Raw genomic sequence first — 18877 nt, 5'->3', positions numbered from 1 at the left:
TCAAATTAATTAAAGAAATTCCAAACTAATCCAAAACGAATTAAGAAATCACGATATGGATTATTGGCATCTGAAAAATAATTGTTTTTTGAAAACAAAGAGTTAAAATGTTCAGCCTTTAAATAAAGTCTGGTGCGCTGAATTTTGACATTTACAAAATAATCAAGAAGAGGAGCATTACCAATTTTGACCCTATCCTGAACAAAAAACTCTCCAATAACAGGGTTGTAATTATTGGTAAAATAACTTGTGAAATAATTCAATTCAATACCTGTTTGAAAAAACAATTTCTTGCTAAACATAGAATCAGTATAATACAATGTATTTCTAGTTACAAATTCGGGAACATTTAAAATTGCATCCGACTGATCCACTTTTTGAAACAATAAAGTATTATCCAAAGCAAATTTACCAACTACAAATTCTCTAGCAATCTTTAGCGAAGCATAATTAATTGCTTTATTATATTGCCTAGGCGCTACAATTTGCATACTATCTTTTCTCTCTGCAGCAGTAGTAATATCGGCAAAATATAAATGGTCATTTAATGAATTCAGCTGCACAGATAACGCAACCCATTTGGTATCAGCATTAACACTAATCGAATTTATTTTTTCATTCACAAAGTCATTTGACCAGTTGTATCTTTTATAACTACTTTGCAACAAATTGTAGTTGTTATTAGGCAGCTTGTTCATTGTTTGATAACGAAATGAAATTTGATTTTCATCATCCCAGTCATATACTGCAGATGCGTCTAAATTAAATAAATTCTGATCTGTAACCGATTTTGAATATAGAATTTTACCATTCCATTTGTCTTTACGATAATTGTATTGCCCGCCAACCGTATTAATTTTTTGTTTTAACAAATTACCAATCGTATTTCCATTATCCAAATACAAAACATTATTATAAAAATAATTGGAGTGTACATCATCAACAAAGAAAGTAAAAGAACCCAAAGTCATATTTTCATACACTAATCCAACCTTGTTGTACATCTTATTGTATTGCGTAAGGTCATTAAGATCATTAGTTACAAAAGAATCTCCAAAACGATTTACCAACAGCCCACCCACAGCAGAACCAATGGTTTGTTGCTTGTAATTATAAAACATTTCTTCATAGCTAAACTGCTGTGAAACATATAAATTATTCGCTCCTTTTACGGGATTAATTCTAAAAGTCTGATCTAAAAAAACACGACCTCCTTTAAATACTGAACTCGCATCTTCAAAATAAACACTTAATCGTTCCCTATTATCAAATAAAGGATCTCCACTTTTAAAATCATTAATATTACTAACCCCACCATTTTCTTCACTATCAAGCTTCTGCGATGTATAGTGCATATTAGCAATATAGCGTTCATCTTTAGAATTATAACTCGTTGTAAATCTAAAATTCCCTGCTTTAACCTGTTGATTGATGTATCTTCCCTCCGAGCGCAATGCCTTATAAGCAATAGAAAAATTAAGTCTTGGAGTAACATTTAATGAAAAATAAGAATCAGCAGATTGTCCTCTTCGAATCGTTGATTTAAAATACAATTCAGTAACTGGAGTAGCCACATTAGCGTATCTAATATCTTCGGCTTTTGCATAATTAAATTGCTTAGCCGTAAAACCAAATCCAGGATAAGGCGAAAAACCGTTTAATCCATATTGCAAAGTATTGTAGGCTTGTCCGATATTAGGAAACTCTAAAAGTCCAAAATTATCTTTCCTCAAATAATTATGACTATACGCTTTTCTAATAGACTGTGTAGTATCAATATAAGTTGTATCACGGCTTAGCGTAATAATTTGATACATATCATAAGTTGCTTCAGGCGCTTTTTTCTTCTTTATGGAATCCGAAGAATTATATTTACTGTTATAATCAATTTCTTTAGCACTATTTACTTGAGAAAATAGCAGAATTGGAAAAGCCAAAAAAATTAAAGAAAAGAAAATCCTCATTTTAAACGATTATAATTAGGCAAATATTTTATAGATATATCCAGCAAAGGTAAAGGATAAAAACGTATAAATAAAAAAACACTTTAATTTATAAACCACAACTTCCAATTTCAAAATAATCTGGGCGAGCCACCATCCTAATAAATGGGCCAATCCACTTTGCGCATATACGCCCATTCATCAGGATGCTGTCAGGCTATACGCACTACTTCGGTAGTTTGCTGCTATCCTTCTCGCGGTCACAACAACCAAAAGCAGCATGACCATACCGCTAATTTCTCCAAAAACCATTCACTTCACAAAAAATCAAGAAAAAATCACAATATTTGCCAACAGAAAAGATTTAATTATGCTTCAAAAGAATTTCTCCACTTTCCTGCTCGAAACCGGCACCGACGAAGCCGGACGCGGCTGTCTCGCAGGTCCAGTAACTGCTGCAGCTGTCATTTTACCAACAGATTTTGAAAACAGCATTCTAAACGACAGCAAGCAACTATCCGAAAAAATTAGAGAAAAACTAAAACCTATTATTGAAGCTCAAGCGCTCACGTATGCAGTAACGCATTTGCATCCGAATGAAATTGACGAAATCAATATCCTCAACGCATCGATGAAAGGAATGCAGGAATGCATATTGAAATTAAACACAATTCCCGAATATATAATCGTTGATGGCAATAGAGCATTGAATGCCAAATTAGGTTTGAAACATCAATTTGGAAAAAAATTTACAATAAAAGAAATTGAATTACTGAAATCGATTCCCAATCAAAGTATCATAAAAGGAGATTCAAAATATTTAAGTATTGCCGCAGCTTCTGTTTTGGCAAAAACCTATCGTGATGAATATATGGATAAAATTCACGAAGAATTCCCGATGTACAATTGGAAAAAAAACAAAGGTTACCCAACAAAAGAACATCGCGAAGCCATTAAAAAATATGGTCCTACCAAATACCACCGAATGAGTTTCAGACTTTTACCTGAACAGCTAAAATTGGATTTATAGACTTTTGGATTGTTAGATTTTCCGAGTTATCCAATAATCGAACATTCAAATAAATCAGATAAATGTTTTACTATTTTGGCTTTCACTTCAGCTTCATCTACTTTTTCTACTCCTAGTTCAACATGTAGCGAAGTAACCGCTTTACCACGAATTCCACACGGAATGATGTTATCAAAATAACCCAGATCAACATTGACGTTTAAAGCAAATCCGTGCATGGTTACCCAACGTGATGCGCGAACACCCATGGCACAAATTTTTCGGGCAAACGGAGTTCCGGCACCAAGCCACACTCCAGTTTCACCATCACTTCGTCCAGATTCAACACCATATTCTGCTAAAGTTAAGATGATAGCTTCTTCTAAAAAACGCAAATATTTGTGTATATCCGAAAAGAAATTCTCCAAATCCAGAATAGGATATCCTACAATTTGTCCAGGTCCATGATAGGTTATATCCCCTCCACGATTGATTTTATAGAAAGTAGCTCCTTTTGCTTCGAGTTGTTTTTCGGACAATAACAGATTTTCAAAATCTCCGCTTTTCCCTAGCGTATATACATGCGGATGCTCAACGAAAAGAAAATAATTAGGCGTTGGAATCTGAGTTTCTTCTCTCCTATTTTGGATTTTTAAATCAACAATACCTTTGAATAATTCTTCTTGGTATTCCCAAGTTTCTTTATAGTCTTTGTTTCCTAAATCTTGAAGTTGTATTTTTTTATTCATCATCGTTTATTCAAAAACTACATTAAGATTTAATTTCTCTGGATTTTCAGAATAATCCATAAAAGGATATTCCACTGTAATCGTTTTTCTGTCGGCACTAAACATGGCATCAGGATTAGAAACCGATTTAACAACCTTAGGAAAATGATATTTCAAAGTATATTTAGATGAAGCAAAAAACATTTTTGCCATCCCAAGCGAATCTGCTGTTATTTTTTTAATCTGATCTTTTGGCATAATCACTATTCTACTAAATTTTTTACCATTATAATTAAAACTTAGTTTCGCATTACTGTTACTCATACCACTAATCATAGCAACAGGATTGTCTTTCTTATCTGATTTCCCTTTTAAATTTTTTAAAGAACTCATATTTTCCATCAAACCATCTAATTCATTTACGCTTTTAAATGGCAGATTCATAGAAAGCAACAATTGCTTGGTTTCTGAATTCATTTTTATATTTATCAAAACGTTTTCCAACTTTTTTAGAGCAGTTTGCTGCTCTACAGATAACTTAGCTATACTGTCCTTATTTTTTTCAAAAATTTGTTTGAACGAAAAAGTAGAATCGATACTCTTCGTATCTTTCTTTGCATTCATTCCTTGTAAAGCCTGATCTCCTGCCATAGCCATAAAACCTGACCCATCAATTTCCAATGAGAACTTTCCAGTTCCATCAGCTTGAACATCGATATTCTCAGTAAAATTACAACTCACCAATAGAAATAAGAAGGTAAAAAGCAATAAAAATTTTGATTTCATTATGCTGTAGATTTTTTTCAAAGATACAAAGTCTGGTTTAATTCTATTCTTCCTAATTTGGAAAGAAAAATTTCTCGCCTAGCCCTGATGGAAACGGCATCCTTTTATGGCGGGGTTCGCCATAAAAGATATAGTGGACAGCAGGTGGAGTGGTGATGAAAAGACCAAAATTCCTGCTCCAAAAAATCTAAAAACTGCATTCTGAAATCTGCAATCTATTTGTTATCTTTGCGCACTTAAAAAACAGTATATAATGGCCTTATCAGAACAAGAAATCATCCGAAGAGAAAAACTTCAATCTTTACGTAATTTAGGAATCAATCCTTATCCTGCTAATCTTTTTCCTGTAAATCATACTTCGAAGCAAATAAAGGAGTCTTTTGAAGAAGGTAAAAAGGTGATTGTTGCCGGGCGTTTGATGAGTGTGAGAGATCAAGGAAAAGCTTGTTTTGCTGAATTACAAGATAGCGAAGGCCGTATTCAATTGTACGTGAATCGCGATGTTTTGTGTGAAGGCGATGATAAAACTCTGTACAATCAGGTATTCAAAAAATTGACCGATTTAGGTGATTTTATTGGTATTGAAGGTGAATTGTTTACGACACAAGTTGGTGCGAAATGTATTCGTGTGAGTGGCTTTACTTTCTTGAGTAAAACGTTGCGTCCGTTACCATTACCAAAAGTGGATGAAGACGGAAAAGTTCACGATGCTTTTAACGATGCTGAATTGCGTTACAGAATGCGTTATGTGGATTTGACAGTGAACCAAAACGTAAAAGAGACTTTTATCAAGCGTACCAAATTATTCAATGCAATGCGTGGTTTCTTTAATGAAGCGGGATATCTAGAAGTAGAAACTCCTGTTTTACAATCGATTCCTGGTGGAGCTGCGGCTCGTCCGTTTATTACACACCATAACTCATTGGACATTCCGTTGTACATGCGTATTGCGAATGAATTGTATTTAAAAAGATTGATTGTTGGTGGTTTTGATGGGGTTTATGAGTTTTCGAAAAACTTCCGTAACGAAGGAATGGACAGAACACACAACCCAGAATTTACCGCTATGGAAATATATGTAGCCTACAAAGACTACAACTGGATGATGGAATTTACGGAGCGTTTGCTAGAGCATTGTGCTATTGGTGTAAACGGAACGAGTGAGGCTACTTTTGGGGAGCATAAAATCAACTTCAAAGCGCCTTATGCTCGTGTTACAATGACAGATTCTATCAAACATTTTACTGGTTTTGATATTTCTGGCAAAAGTGAAGCGGAACTTTTTGAAGCTGCCAAAGGTATGGGAATTGACGTGGACAATACAATGGGTAAAGGAAAATTGATTGATGAGATTTTTGGAGCGAAATGCGAAGGGAATTATATTCAGCCAACATTCATTACTGATTATCCAAAAGAAATGTCTCCGCTTTGTAAAGAACACCGTGACAATCCAGAATTGACAGAACGTTTCGAATTGATGGTTTGTGGTAAAGAGGTTGCAAATGCTTACTCTGAATTGAATGACCCAATTGACCAAAGAGCCCGTTTTGAAGACCAAATGCGTTTGGCTGAAAAAGGTGATGATGAAGCGAACGGAACAATTGATGAGGATTTCTTGAGAGCTTTGGAATACGGTATGCCTCCAACTTCTGGTTTAGGAATTGGAATGGATCGTTTGATGATGTTCTTGACTAATAATGCTTCTATTCAGGAAGTGTTGTTTTTCCCTCAGATGAGACCTGAAACCAAAAAATCTCAAATTGAATTGACTGATGAAGAGAAATTTATCGTAGATTTATTAAAAGGTAATGAAAATAAAATGGATCTTCAACAATTAAAAATTACTGCGAATTTAAGCGGTAAAAAATGGGATGCTGCTATGAAAGGCTTGTCTAAAAATGGCTTGACTAAAGTGGCTGTTGAAGGGGAATATAAAATTGTAGAATTAATAGAGTAATTTTCTATTCTATCTAATATTTTAAAGGAGCTTCAAATTTGAAGCTCCTTTTTTATGTTCTTTGATTTTCTAAAAATAGTACCAATTCATCAACATTAGTATATGGATTTAAATTAAAAATTTCAACACCATAATTATTTGCAATAACAGACAATCTAATATTTTCAGTATTTGATTTAGCAATGCTCAACTTATCTTTTAATATTGAATAATGTTTAAAGTCATTCTTCTCATAATTTTCCATTCCTGAACATTTCTTTAACTCTTTTTCCAAAACTTCTTCTGAAGAAAATGCCTTAGTCGAATTTTTGAAATGATACAAATACCAAGACTCAAAACAAATACTTGAAAAAATTACTTTTATATTTTTACTTGATGCTAACCTGAAAGCTTCATCTCTTTTTGCTTGATTATCATGATCGAAAACGACGAATATTTCACCAAATCCATCTCGTTTAGCTTTTTTTATTGCTTCTTCAACAACTCCTTTGCAATCTACTTTATTACTTTGAAAAACATCCACACCAATAGTTTTAGGCAAACGAAAATCCTCTTTCATTGCATTAAAATAATTCTTCTCTGTCAATCCTTCACAAAGAATCAAAACTTTAGTTTTAAATGCTCTGGCTTTAAAAGTATTATTAGGTCTTTTAGCCATAATTATGAATTTATAAAATCAATTAATTCATGTCTAAAAGTTTCTCTAGCGATGCTAGGCACTGCACCCAATCGTCCTTCTAAATACCATTTTTCATAATTCCCTTCTCGAATTCCTTTTATATCTGAAACTGCAAACATTTCAGTTTCGCCTTTTTCATTCTTCTCTACCAAATTGATTTGATCCCTTCTTAATTTATTTTCCGGGCTTAATAAAGTGGTGTCGTGAGTAGCAAAAATAAATTGTGCACCTTTTGTATTCACTTCTGGATCATTAAATAAACTCAAAATATATTGCGCTATTTCAGGATGTAAACTTCTCTCAAATTCATCAACAATAAATACACCTCCATAACTTAAAGTTAAAAAAACCAACGGAATAAATGCAATAACTCTTTGTGTTCCAGAGGACTCATCATCAAACTCAAATTCTATCTTCTCTCCATTCGCATCCAAATGAAAGGTCTTAAGTTTTCCATTTTCCTCCTCAAAATCAACAACTTGGGTATCAATCTTTTGAATCAATGATTTAGATAATTTCAAAATTTCATCATCCATAAAAACAGAACTACTTTCTATTTTATTAAAATCATCGGAATGAAGAGTATCAGTTGTAAGTGTAAGTAATTGTACAATTTCCCAATAAACTTTTCTAGCAATTACATTGTTCTCTAAAGCCACTTTACCCAAAAATAACTGATTTTCTGTTGTACGCTGTTTTATCGTCTCAAAAATTCCTTCATAACCATTTCCTTTACTAAATTCTTTACGATTTCTCTCAAACACTTTTACCTGCATTCCTTTCGGATAAAACAACAGTGATTCTTTTAGGATTTCATTTCTAAAAACCTCAACAGAATAAACATACAAAACATTATCAATTAATATATCAATTGAAAAAGATGAGGGTTTATTAATATTTTTTTTATTAAGTTTAAACGGATTAAACAATGTAATGGAATCATTAGGCTTATTATCAGTAGAATTTTTTACAAACTCTTTGAATTCATATAAAGCTCTAATAATATTACTTTTTCCACTTGCATTTGGTCCATATATAGCCGCAGAAGTAAGACCATAATAATCTTTATTCTTTGTTGCATTGGGATTTGTCTTTATGATTCTGTTGACTGGATTTTTCAAATCACTAGGAATCATAGACAATTCGACCATTTCATTGATTGACCTGAAATTTGCTATTCTGAAGTTTAACAACATTAGCTAAAGGTTTAATTTGTAAATATATTGCAAATATACACTTTAATTGATTCAACAATACACATATATTAACTTTCAAATCAACTGTGCAGCTTTGTTTTCAATTTCCTTATTCTTTAGTAAGTCTTGAATATTTCCTAATGTTACCAAAGCAATCTGAGTTAAAGCTTCGTTGGTAAAAAAGGCTTGATGCGCCGTTACCAAAACATTTGGAAAACTCATCAATCTTTGTATATCATCGTCCTGAATTATATTTTCTGACAAATCTCTGAAAAACAATTTTTCTTCCTGCTCGTAGACATCAATGCCCAAATAACCAACTTTGCCTTTTTTTAGTGCCGCAATAATATCAGAAGTATCAATTAAACCACCACGGCTCGTGTTAATAATCATTACATTATCTTTCATTTGAGCCAATGAATTTTTATTGATAATATGACTCGTTTTATCATTTAAAGGACAATGAAGCGAAATAATATCACTTTCCTTAAAAATGGTTTCTAAAGTAACGAAACGAACGCCATCAGCTTCCATTTCAGGATTTACAACAATATCATACGCTAAGATTTTACAACCAAAACCTTTAGCTATTTTAGAAAAAGCTTTACCAATATTTCCCGTTCCAACTATTCCAATTGTTTTGCCATGCAAATCAAAACCTAATAATCCATTGAGAGAAAAATTTTGTTCACGCACTCTATTGTAGGCTTTATGAATTTTTCTGTTTAAAGTTAAAATCATTGCCATAGCATGTTCGGCAACAGCTTCGGGCGAATAAGCCGGCACTCTACAAACTCGAATTCCATGTTTTTTCGCTGCCTCTAAATCAACATTATTAAAACCGGCACAACGTAAAGCGATTATTTTAACCTGTTTTTCAGCCAATGCTTCTATAACGGTAGCATTTACTACATCATTCACAAAAACACAAACTATAGTAGTATTTTGAATAAGATTTATCGTAAGGTCGTTTAATTGCGTCTCAAAAAATTCCAATTCCAAACCAGTATTGTGTTTTTCAAAAAATATCCTATCGTAGGGTTGTGTTGAAAAAAAAGAGATTTTTTGCTTCGATAAACTTATATTTTCTTTCATATTTATATTTCTTAATAACTTTTCTTAAAATTTTATTGGTAAATGATACAACCTATAAAGTCGTAAAATCACACACTAGTATATTATCATTTAAAACTACGAATAAAAACAAATCTTACCCAATAATATTAATAATTAGCACAAAAAAAATACTGTCAAAATCTAACGATAAAGAACTAAAAGCATGATAAAGGTTTATTTTAAGATTAGTAGAATAAATCAAAACATTATATAAAAAAGAAAAAGCTGTGTAAATAAAGTTTTTTTGGGGCTTATAGATTTTTGTTTCTTTTTCAGTATTATAAAATAATGTTAATATGATAAAAATCATGTTTACCGTTTTTAAAAAACAATAATTTTACATTACAATTAATTACTACAACCTGATTAACAACTATTTAATCAAATAACAAATTCAATTAAATAAAAAATATTTCTAATTAAAATGAACATTAATTTTTGCAGTCTAACTTTTAATTTAAACGAAAAACATGGAGATTTTAGAAAAAACAACAGTAGGAGAATATGTTGCAAAAGATTTTAGAACCGCAGCTTTATTTTCAAAATATGGCATTGATTTTTGCTGTAAAGGAAACAGAACTATAGAAGAGGTTTGTGATAAAAAAGAGTTAAATCCAGACAACTTATTACATCAAATTGAAACAATTTTGAATACAAAAAATGAGTCAACGATTGATTTTAATTCATGGCCAATCGACTTATTAGCAAATTATATCGAAAAAAAACACCACCGATATATTGCCGAAAAAATTCACATTCTTCTTCCTTTCCTGAGCAAATTATGTAAAGTACATGGTCAGCAACACCCTGAGTTATTCGAAATCAACGAATTGTTTATTGGTAGTGTAGAAGAACTATCTCAACACATGAAAAAAGAAGAAATGATTTTATTTCCTTTTATCAAAAAACTGGTTAATGCTATTATTGTAGATGAGCTAATGGAACAACCTCATTTTGGAACTGTCGAAAACCCAATTGACATGATGAAGCACGAGCATGATGCCGAAGGGGAACGTTTTAGAAAAATAGCCGCATTAAGCAATAATTACAATCCTCCCGCCGATGCTTGCACTACTTATAAAGCAACTTTTGCAATACTTCAAGAATTTGAGGAGGATTTACACAAACACATTCATTTGAAAAACAATATTTTATTTCCAAAAGCAATCAGACTCGAAAAAGATTATTCAGCACAATTTATAAACAATCTCAAAAATTAAAATTAAAGCTAATTTGAGCAATAAAAATAGTAGATTATAAAACTAAAAAGGAACTTCATAACGGAGTTCCTTTTTTAGTTTTTAGGCTATAAAACACACGAAAAAACATGTGCTATTTAAATATTAAAAACTCGTAATCAATAATTTAAACAAATAAAAAAGTGATAAATTATTATTAACAATTAAACCTTAAACAATATCACAAGTCTTAACTTAAAACAAATCTATTTACTATGAAAAATTTAATTACTGCTGCATTAATCGCTTTTATGAGCGTAACCGGTTTTGCACAAGAAAAACAAGATGTGCAAAAAAAACATCAAGGACACCAAGGAAGTCCGATGGAAAAATTCACCCCTGAACAACGCAATCAATTAATGTTAAAAAAAATGACATTAGAACTTGATTTGACTGCATCACAACAAAAAGAAATGGGTACTATCATTGCTGAACAAAGCGCAAAAAAAGAAGCCTTTTTGAAGAATAAAAAAACTACAACAGAAAAACCAACTTCTGATCAGATTTTTGAAATGAAGATGAAAATGCTTGATGAACAAATTGCTACGAAAGCAAAAGTTAAAAAAATTCTTTCAGCAGATCAATATAAAAAATGGGATGAATTAAAAGAGCATCACCGTGAAGGTATGAAAAACCATTACCGTCAAGAAATTAAAAAAGATACGACGCATAGAAAAGAGCAAATAAAAAAATAATTGCATCTCAATCCCAATGATAACAAACAGGCTGTCTAGTTTTAGATAGCCTGTTTTATTTTCAGCCTAGACTAAATTTATTATTTCAATTTACCTAAATTTCTTTCATAAAAGCATAATACTCGACCTTTTTTTGTTTTTAAAAAAAAGTTATATTTACTAAAAATAGCTTAAAATCAAAAAATGGAAATTATTTGTAAAAACTGCCATCAATCTTTCAAAGGTCATTATTGCGGTAATTGCGGACAAACCGCAGAGACTCATCCTATAAATTGGCACTTTTTATGGCATGATATTCGAAAAACACTTCTCCATTTTGACGATGGGATAACCTATACTGCCAAACAACTATTTACTAGACCTGGTCATTCGATTCGAGAATTTATAGAGGGAAAAAGAGTGCGCTATTTTAAACCTATTTCTCTAGTGATGCTATTAGCAACAGCTTATGTCGCTTTAATTCATTTACTTAATATTGAGACAATCGTAAACGCAAACCATCCGGATCCCAGTACCGGTATTGATGCTAGAAAAGTTGCAGAATGGCTACAAGAACATTTTGCTTGGATTACGCTAGCCTTTATCCCCATACATACTATTGGCACTGCTATTACTTTTAGAAAACAAGGCTATAATTTTTTCGAATATTTTGTTCTCAATACTTACAAAGCGTCACAAAAATTATACATCTCAATACTTTTTATCCCCGTATTTTATTATTACAGTGGAACCCCAGCTATTAATACAATAACCAAAATAATTCTTCTCATTGATTTTGTGTTGTATTTTTGGACCAATCAGCAATTTTTTAATCATTTATCAAAAACAAAAACATTCTTTTTGACACTATTAACTCATTTGATATTTTGGTCTTTTATCTTGATAATTGCTTGCATTGGAATATTTATTAATAATCGTCTCTAAAAAAATTCCATCATACAAAAAAGGCTTGATGAAAATCAAGCCTTTTATTATTTTAAGTAATACAAACGTTTTTAGTTTACATTCATCCCCACTGCTATAAGAAGTTTAGCGCGCTGATAAAAGCGAAAAATTATAATTAATACCAAAATTTACAAATGTGTTATTTAAATCTCCTCCATGGGTTTTTACATAACCAACTGCTGCATGCAAATTTAATTTATCACTTACTTTAAAATTCAAGCCAGTACTTGGTTTTATGACAAAACCCTCTCCAGTATTTATATCACCACCTCCAGCTGCACCACCTAAAATTTGCGCAAAAACAGTTGTTGTTTCATCAAAAAACCTATTGGTTTCAACACCTAAGCCAACAGTACCTTCTGCGTATGCACCTGCATTACCAAAATTAGCAAAAGAAGTCTGACCTGCTGCATAAATATTCTTATTTAAAAAGAAGTTAAATTCTACAGAAATCTGGTTCATGTTTTGTGTGTGCTTACCGTACATTCTCTGTACATTGAAATAGATTTCTTCTGCAATAATAACTTCTACCCCTTTGAATTCAGCTGTGGCCTTTGTATTTCCTTCGGATGAAATACCATTTATATCTTCCAAATATTTCAATCCAAAACCAAAAGTTGATGCATTAAAACTTTTATCAAAATTCAACATAAAACCCTTATTTACTGTAAGATAAATGTTTTTCAAAACCTTTTGTTCTAAAGAGATATCGGGGTTAATTAAAAATCCTCCCTTGGTATCAACACCACCACCACCACCAGCACCAACACCAAATTTTGCTAAAATATTGGTTCGGTTTTTATTCATTGACAGATGATAACCAGGTCCTACAAAAACATCCATATAACCCGAAGGAATTCCGCTATAAGCTCCATCAGCTTTTATAAAATAGAACCAATTTTTTCTAAAGTAAGACTGTATTTCAAAACCTGCTAACCGTATTGTTGTGTTCTGCTTAAACTGAGAATTTTCATCAAACGATAAATTATCAAAATGAACAAACAAACCGAAACGATTACTTGGCTGATTCCAAGCAGTTTCTTTTAAGCCTTCAATAGAATAATCGTTTCCATTTTCAGTAAAATCAGCATAATCAAACGATAAAGGAATTTGGATAGCAGCATTGAATTGATGACTTTTTATTTTTCCGTAATCAAAAAAGTTGATGTAACTATACCCTAAAGTAACATCAAAAGGTTTAAAATGATATCCTAAATTTGCATGAGGTATTATGTATGCTCCTCCACCATCTGGCGTAAGGGCTCCTCCACCTCCTCCAAAATGCAAACCAGCATCAACAAATAGATGATTGGTAATATTTTGTTTTATACCAGCATTAATTCCTAATCCAAAAAAACCACCGCGTTCACCACTAACTGCACCATATAAACCTACACCAGCATAGCTGTATTTATTAAGCATTACGTTATAATGAATACCCGTAAGAGTCATGTTTTTTTCTTCAGGATCAGGCATTTTTACCGATAAAAAATCTAGTTGAGCAAATCCAAATTGGGATTTTTTAAGAGGAATCTCTTTTTGCTCTTGAGAAAGAACTATTGAAACATTCAGTAAAAGGATAACTAAAATCAGGTTTTTCAAAACTACTTTTCTTTAATATAAATAATTATTGCTTTTTGAATTGGTGTGTTTTACACTTCATTCTTGCCGCCAAAAATAGTTGAAAAATAGTTATAACGAAATGATTTCACATTTTATCACAATACAAAAGAGCGTATGCCAATGTTTTTCAAATAGTTAAAAAAGCACAATACACCAATAAATAGCCCAATTACTTCATTTGATAAAAAAACTTCACAGATTTTAAAATATTTAAAAAATCCGTGAAGCTTTAGTAAAAAACAAACCCCTTTAATTTAGACTACTTTTAATTCAGGGATACAAAGCTCAAACAGCTCATTCTTATATTGATTTAATTGATTCTCGATATTTTGTTTGCTCTTTTCAAACCAATTATTGGAAGAAATTAATGATTGATAATAGTCAACTCCATCATTCAAATTACTTTTAAAAGCCTTCAATTTCTTTATCTGAGGTGCTGTGATTTGCTCTGAAAACTCATTGATTTCATTTTTCAGATAATCCATATACATTTTCAATTCATTGATAAGCACATTCGGACGGTCATTATTTCCAAGTACCGAAGCATTTCCGTAAATATGTTTTACCATATTTGAAAGAGAAACTTCTTTATCGAAATAAGCTAAATTGGGACCTGGACAAATAACAACACCTTGGGATTGTCCTTTAATCTTAATGTTATTTTCAAGATAAGAAGCATTGGCTAAACCTACGCATAAACATGATTTCTCAGTAATGCTGTTTTTCTTTTTATCGAAAGCCTCTTTAGACAATGAATCTTTTAAAGCATCCAATTTGTCTAATTTTAAATCTTGATAACTTTTAGAAGCGGGGCACATTCCTTTTGGACCATATTCTTTGCTCAGTGCCAAGAACTTTTTCGGACATGAACTTCCTGCTTTCTCTTCTTGAATGCGTTTTTGTTTAAAATATTCATTGGTTGTTCCTTTCACTGCATTAAACGGAATTCCCAAAGGCGAAATATGACTCAAATAAAAATCGTCTTCTTTTGCTTTTTCCAATAACCTCCTTGTTTCCAAATCTACTGAAGTTGCTTCGGGAACCAATAAAAATGGCGAACCCCAACCTACAGAATCTACTTGGTAGTGTTCTAATAAAAAATCATGCTCTTCAGCCGTTCCCACGCCGCCTTGTACAGTTATCTTTAATTCTAATGGGTTTTGCGGAACTGGAAGTCCTTTTATTTCTAAAGTTTTTATCATCAACTCATGAGCCGATTGGATTAATTGTTCTTTCTTTTGTTTGAATTCTTCCAAAATTGGTCCTAATAAATAACCATCGGTAGCAAAAGCATGACCACCACAATTTAACCCTGATTCTATACGATATTCAGAAACCCAAAGTCCTTTTTTTGCCAAAAAATTCCCTTGGATCATCGCCGAACGAAAATCACTTACTTTCAGAATAATTTTCTTTTGCAGCTTATTATTAGCATCCGGATAAAAAACAGGAAAATTTTCAAAATAAGCATACAATCTAGGATTCATTCCCGCCGAAAGCACTACCGATGAAGACAAATTACTATTCGCAAAACCACGAAGCGAAGCATGAGCATCATTAAACTCAACTGGCAATTGTTCGTTTTTATTAAAATTATCTTTATCGACTTTGGTCATGATATTCACATCAATCTCACCTGGAGAGAGATTTTCTTCAAGGTAATTTTTGATAGTTTCTTTAAAAGCTATTCCATCGTCAATAAGGTTTTGAAGCCCTTTTTTAATTTCTGATTTATTGGGTAACATGGCTACGTAATTTTCCAAAGCCTGTTTGCTTTCTGCTAATTCTGTTTTGAATTTTTCAAATTTATCTTTTACAATTGTATCCATTAAATTCAAATATGAAGTAATGCGTTCTGCTCTATAATCATGTATCTTTTCTGTGATTTCCTGATAAGGCATTTTGAATTTTTCGCTATAAAAAGCATTCATTTTTTCAATCAAATCGTCATCTATAATAGAAACAACAGAAGATATACCATATTGCGCCACACGAATTGGGCTATCAATCGTATAGGCTAATCCCATTACAGGAATATGAAAAGTGTGAAGTGTTTTTTTAGTTTTCATAAGTTAAAAATTGGTCTATTACATTTTGTACAAATATCTCTATCCTAATTAGCTTAAAAGCTGATAATTATCATACTATCAAAAAACAGATAAGAATACATTTGGAGGTTACCAAAACCCTAACGTCATTTTTTTAACAAAAACATCTTTTTTGATAATTTTAGAAAGCTTGTGAAAACGTGTAGCTTCAAAGTTTTACCTTATATTTGCAAAGAATTAAACTTCAATTAAAAACAACACTATTAAAGTTTTTACAAAATGAAAAGTCTTAAAGAGCGTATATTGGAATTAAAAAAAGAAAAAAATGCAGTTATTTTAGCGCATTATTATCAAGAATCCGATATACAAGATGTAGCTGATTATGTAGGAGACAGCTTGGGATTATCTCAAGAAGCAATGAAAGTTGATGCCGATATTATCCTTTTTGCAGGAGTTCACTTTATGGCCGAAACAGCCAAAATATTAAATCCCACTAAAAAAGTAATTTTACCAGATTTAAAAGCGGGTTGTTCCCTTGCCGAATCATGTCCTCCTGAAGATTTTAAAAAATTTACAGAGGCACATCCTGATCATATTGTTATCACTTATGTAAACTGTTCTGCCGAAGTAAAAGCATTAACAGACATCGTAGTTACTTCATCAAATGCTGTTAAAATCGTAGAATCTATTCCAAAAGACAAGCCTATTATTTTTGCTCCAGATAAAAATTTAGGTAAATATGTAATGGAACAAACCGGTAGAGAAATGCTACTTTGGGACGGATCTTGTGTGGTTCACGAAGCATTTTCGTTAGACAAACTGATTGCTTTGTACAAACAAAATCCAGATGCTCAAATTATTGCACACCCAGAATCTGAAACCCATATTTTAAAAACTGCCAACTATATTGGTTCTACCGCAGGAATGATTAACTATGTAAAAACCAATCCAAGCAACAAATTTATTGTAGCTACAGAAGCTGGTATTTTGCATAAAATGAAACAAGAAGTACCTAGTAAAATTCTGATTCCTGCTCCATCAAACGAAGACAATACTTGTGCTTGTAGCGAATGTGGATACATGAAAATGAACACTTTACAAAAAGTATACGATTGTTTATTGAATGAAACTCCTGAAATTAATGTCCCAGATGACATTAGAAGAAAAGCATTAATCCCTATCGAACGTATGCTCGAATTATCTTAAGAATGATTACAACCAATTATTTAATTATAGGTTCTGGAGTAGCAGGTTTAACATTTGCACTCAAAATGGCCAATCGTTTTCCTGAAAGAGACATTACCATTGTAACCAAAGCAAATGCTGACGAGTCTAACACCAAATATGCACAAGGTGGTATTGCTATTGTTACCGACAAAACCGAAGATTCGTATCAAAAACACATAGAAGACACGCTCATTTGCGGTGACGGATTGTGCGACGAAGAAGTAGTTAAAATGGTTGTAACCGAAGGCCCTAAACGATTAAAAGAATTAATTGAATGGGGAGCTCAATTTGATAAAAATGCCAAAGGAACTTTTGACTTAGGCAAAGAAGGCGGACATTCTGAAAACAGAGTAGTGCATCACAAAGACCAAACTGGTCATGAAATTCAGCGTGCTATTTTAGAACAAGTAATGCAAAAAGAAAACATTACCGTTCTGGATCATCATTTTGCATTAGAATTAATTACACAAGACAATCGTTGTGTTGGTGCTTATGCGCTTGATGAAAAAACTAACGAGATACTCACGTATCAATCTGATTTTACATTACTGGCTACTGGCGGTATTGGACATTTATACGGACACACCACCAACCCAATCATAGCAACAGGAGATGGAATAGCCATGGCGTACCGCGCCAATGCTGTCATTCAGGATATGGAATTTATACAATTTCACCCAACGGCTTTATTTGATAAAGGCAGCGGTTCAAAATTTTTAATATCTGAAGCTGTTCGCGGTTTTGGTGCTCGTTTGAGAACCAAAAAAGGCGATTTTTTCATGGAACATTACGATTCAAGAGGTGATCTAGCTTCGAGAGATATTGTTTCTCAAAGCATCGATTTGGAACTCAAAAAATCGGGGGACGAATGTGTTTATTTGGATTGTACCCATTTGGATATAGTAGGTTTCAAAAACCACTTTCCAATGATTTACAACCATTGTAAAAAAGTAGGTATTGACCTTGAAAAAGAGTGGATTCCTGTAGTTCCTGCCCAACATTATTTGTGTGGCGGAATAGTGGTTGATATTAATGGAAAAACATCTATTAAAAATTTATTTGCTTGTGGCGAATGTTCTCGAACAGGTTTGCATGGTGCTAATAGACTTGCTTCAAACTCTTTATTGGAAGCTTTGGTTTATTCGGATAAAATATATCATTATTTGGCCGCAAATCCTTTTATAGAACCAAAAACTACCAACGCCATTCCAACATGGCCTATTCAATCTAAAGAAAAAATATCTCCTGAATATATTGCACAGACTAAAGCAAAACTGCAATTGTTGATGCGTCAAAATGCGGGTATCGTTCGATTTGATTCGGATTTATTAAAAGCCAACGAAGCTCTTAAAAACATGCAAAGCGAAATCGATAAGGAGATTCAAAATCATATCGCCAGCACCGATTTATACGAACTGAATAACATGATTGACATTGGGAAACTTATTGTTCAGCAATCCATTAACCGCAATGGCAATTGTGGTGGATTTGTGAAATATGATTCAAAAGATATTACAAAGTAAAGAGTTTAAAAAAATAAATACTAAAGTCCCTTGACAGAAATGTTGAAGGACTTTTTGTTTTACCAAAATCTTCCTTAAATAAAAAAAACTATTTACAACTATTACTATCGTTGTCTTCTATTCCCTGTTGGTAAATAGCCAATGAGTTTTTTTAACCGAAGAAA

15 protein-coding genes are annotated in these 18877 nt (G+C 32.3%); 7 read left to right on the top strand and 8 right to left on the bottom strand.

The window, feature by feature from the left end:
• Positions 1-5: 5 nt before the first annotated feature.
• Positions 6-1964, bottom strand: a complete 1959-nt coding sequence (locus ACUN3A_RS13255) for a putative porin (protein ID WP_445551760.1) — start codon at positions 1962-1964, stop codon at positions 6-8.
• A gap of 349 nt (positions 1965-2313) precedes the next feature.
• Here ACUN3A_RS13255 and ACUN3A_RS13250 point away from each other — a divergent pair, with 349 nt between their 5' ends.
• The gene (locus tag ACUN3A_RS13250; protein ID WP_445552840.1) at positions 2314-2973 is read left to right on the top strand and encodes a ribonuclease HII; all 660 of its coding nucleotides are present in this window, start codon (positions 2314-2316) and stop codon (positions 2971-2973) included.
• Between the two features lie 26 nt (positions 2974-2999).
• Here the strand turns inward: ACUN3A_RS13250 and lipB are convergent, their stop codons facing one another.
• Together lipB and ACUN3A_RS13240 are read right to left on the bottom strand one after the other, a co-directional pair.
• On the bottom strand, positions 3000-3701 hold the full coding sequence (gene lipB, locus ACUN3A_RS13245) for a lipoyl(octanoyl) transferase LipB (protein WP_445552839.1): 702 nt from the start codon (positions 3699-3701) through the stop codon (positions 3000-3002).
• Between the two features lie 6 nt (positions 3702-3707).
• Positions 3708-4466: a hypothetical protein gene (locus tag ACUN3A_RS13240; protein ID WP_445551759.1), complete on the bottom strand. Its 759-nt coding sequence runs from the start codon at positions 4464-4466 to the stop codon at positions 3708-3710.
• Positions 4467-4719: 253 nt separating this feature from the next.
• Between ACUN3A_RS13240 and lysS the strand changes: the two genes are divergently transcribed.
• On the top strand, positions 4720-6423 hold the full coding sequence (lysS, locus tag ACUN3A_RS13235) for a lysine--tRNA ligase (RefSeq protein WP_445551758.1): 1704 nt from the start codon (positions 4720-4722) through the stop codon (positions 6421-6423).
• Between the two features lie 52 nt (positions 6424-6475).
• Here lysS and ACUN3A_RS13230 read toward each other — a convergent pair whose 3' ends face one another.
• From ACUN3A_RS13230 to ACUN3A_RS13220, 3 genes are all read right to left on the bottom strand, one after another.
• Positions 6476-7081: an RloB family protein gene (locus tag ACUN3A_RS13230; RefSeq protein ID WP_445551757.1), complete on the bottom strand. Its 606-nt coding sequence runs from the start codon at positions 7079-7081 to the stop codon at positions 6476-6478.
• 2 nt (positions 7082-7083) lie between these two features.
• Positions 7084-8298 carry an AAA family ATPase gene (locus ACUN3A_RS13225; RefSeq protein WP_445551756.1) on the bottom strand — a complete coding sequence of 405 codons (1215 nt, stop codon included), beginning with the start codon at positions 8296-8298 and terminating at the stop codon, positions 7084-7086.
• A gap of 75 nt (positions 8299-8373) precedes the next feature.
• The gene (locus ACUN3A_RS13220) at positions 8374-9393 is read right to left on the bottom strand and encodes a 2-hydroxyacid dehydrogenase (protein WP_445551755.1); all 1020 of its coding nucleotides are present in this window, start codon (positions 9391-9393) and stop codon (positions 8374-8376) included.
• 491 nt (positions 9394-9884) lie between these two features.
• On the opposite strand from ACUN3A_RS13220, the gene ric reads away from it, so the two are divergent.
• The 3 genes from ric (at position 9885) to ACUN3A_RS13205 (ending at position 12271) form a co-directional block, all read left to right on the top strand.
• Positions 9885-10634 carry an iron-sulfur cluster repair di-iron protein gene (gene ric / locus ACUN3A_RS13215; protein WP_445551754.1) on the top strand — a complete coding sequence of 250 codons (750 nt, stop codon included), beginning with the start codon at positions 9885-9887 and terminating at the stop codon, positions 10632-10634.
• Positions 10635-10867: 233 nt separating this feature from the next.
• The gene (locus tag ACUN3A_RS13210; protein ID WP_445551753.1) at positions 10868-11347 is read left to right on the top strand and encodes a hypothetical protein; all 480 of its coding nucleotides are present in this window, start codon (positions 10868-10870) and stop codon (positions 11345-11347) included.
• A gap of 183 nt (positions 11348-11530) precedes the next feature.
• Positions 11531-12271 (top strand): DUF3667 domain-containing protein, encoded by a 741-nt coding sequence (locus ACUN3A_RS13205; protein ID WP_445551752.1) that lies wholly within the window; start codon positions 11531-11533, stop codon positions 12269-12271.
• Between the two features lie 105 nt (positions 12272-12376).
• On the opposite strand, the gene ACUN3A_RS13200 is transcribed toward ACUN3A_RS13205, so the two are convergent.
• Entirely contained in the window at positions 12377-13894 is a 1518-nt protein-coding gene (locus tag ACUN3A_RS13200) for a hypothetical protein (RefSeq protein WP_445551751.1), read from the bottom strand.
• Between the two features lie 275 nt (positions 13895-14169).
• On the bottom strand, positions 14170-15984 hold the full coding sequence (locus ACUN3A_RS13195; protein WP_445551750.1) for a hypothetical protein: 1815 nt from the start codon (positions 15982-15984) through the stop codon (positions 14170-14172).
• Positions 15985-16242: 258 nt separating this feature from the next.
• On the opposite strand from ACUN3A_RS13195, the gene nadA reads away from it, so the two are divergent.
• Together nadA and nadB are read left to right on the top strand one after the other, a co-directional pair.
• Positions 16243-17169 (top strand): quinolinate synthase NadA, encoded by a 927-nt coding sequence (gene nadA, locus ACUN3A_RS13190; protein ID WP_445551749.1) that lies wholly within the window; start codon positions 16243-16245, stop codon positions 17167-17169.
• 2 nt (positions 17170-17171) lie between these two features.
• On the top strand, positions 17172-18713 hold the full coding sequence (gene nadB, locus ACUN3A_RS13185; protein ID WP_445551748.1) for an L-aspartate oxidase: 1542 nt from the start codon (positions 17172-17174) through the stop codon (positions 18711-18713).
• The last annotated feature ends 164 nt before the right edge of the window (positions 18714-18877 follow it).

It is taken from the genome of Flavobacterium sp. WC2509 (genome assembly GCF_052683105.1).
The sequence above is the reverse complement of the archived record's forward strand: the minus strand, read 5'-3'. Positions and strand labels throughout refer to the sequence as shown.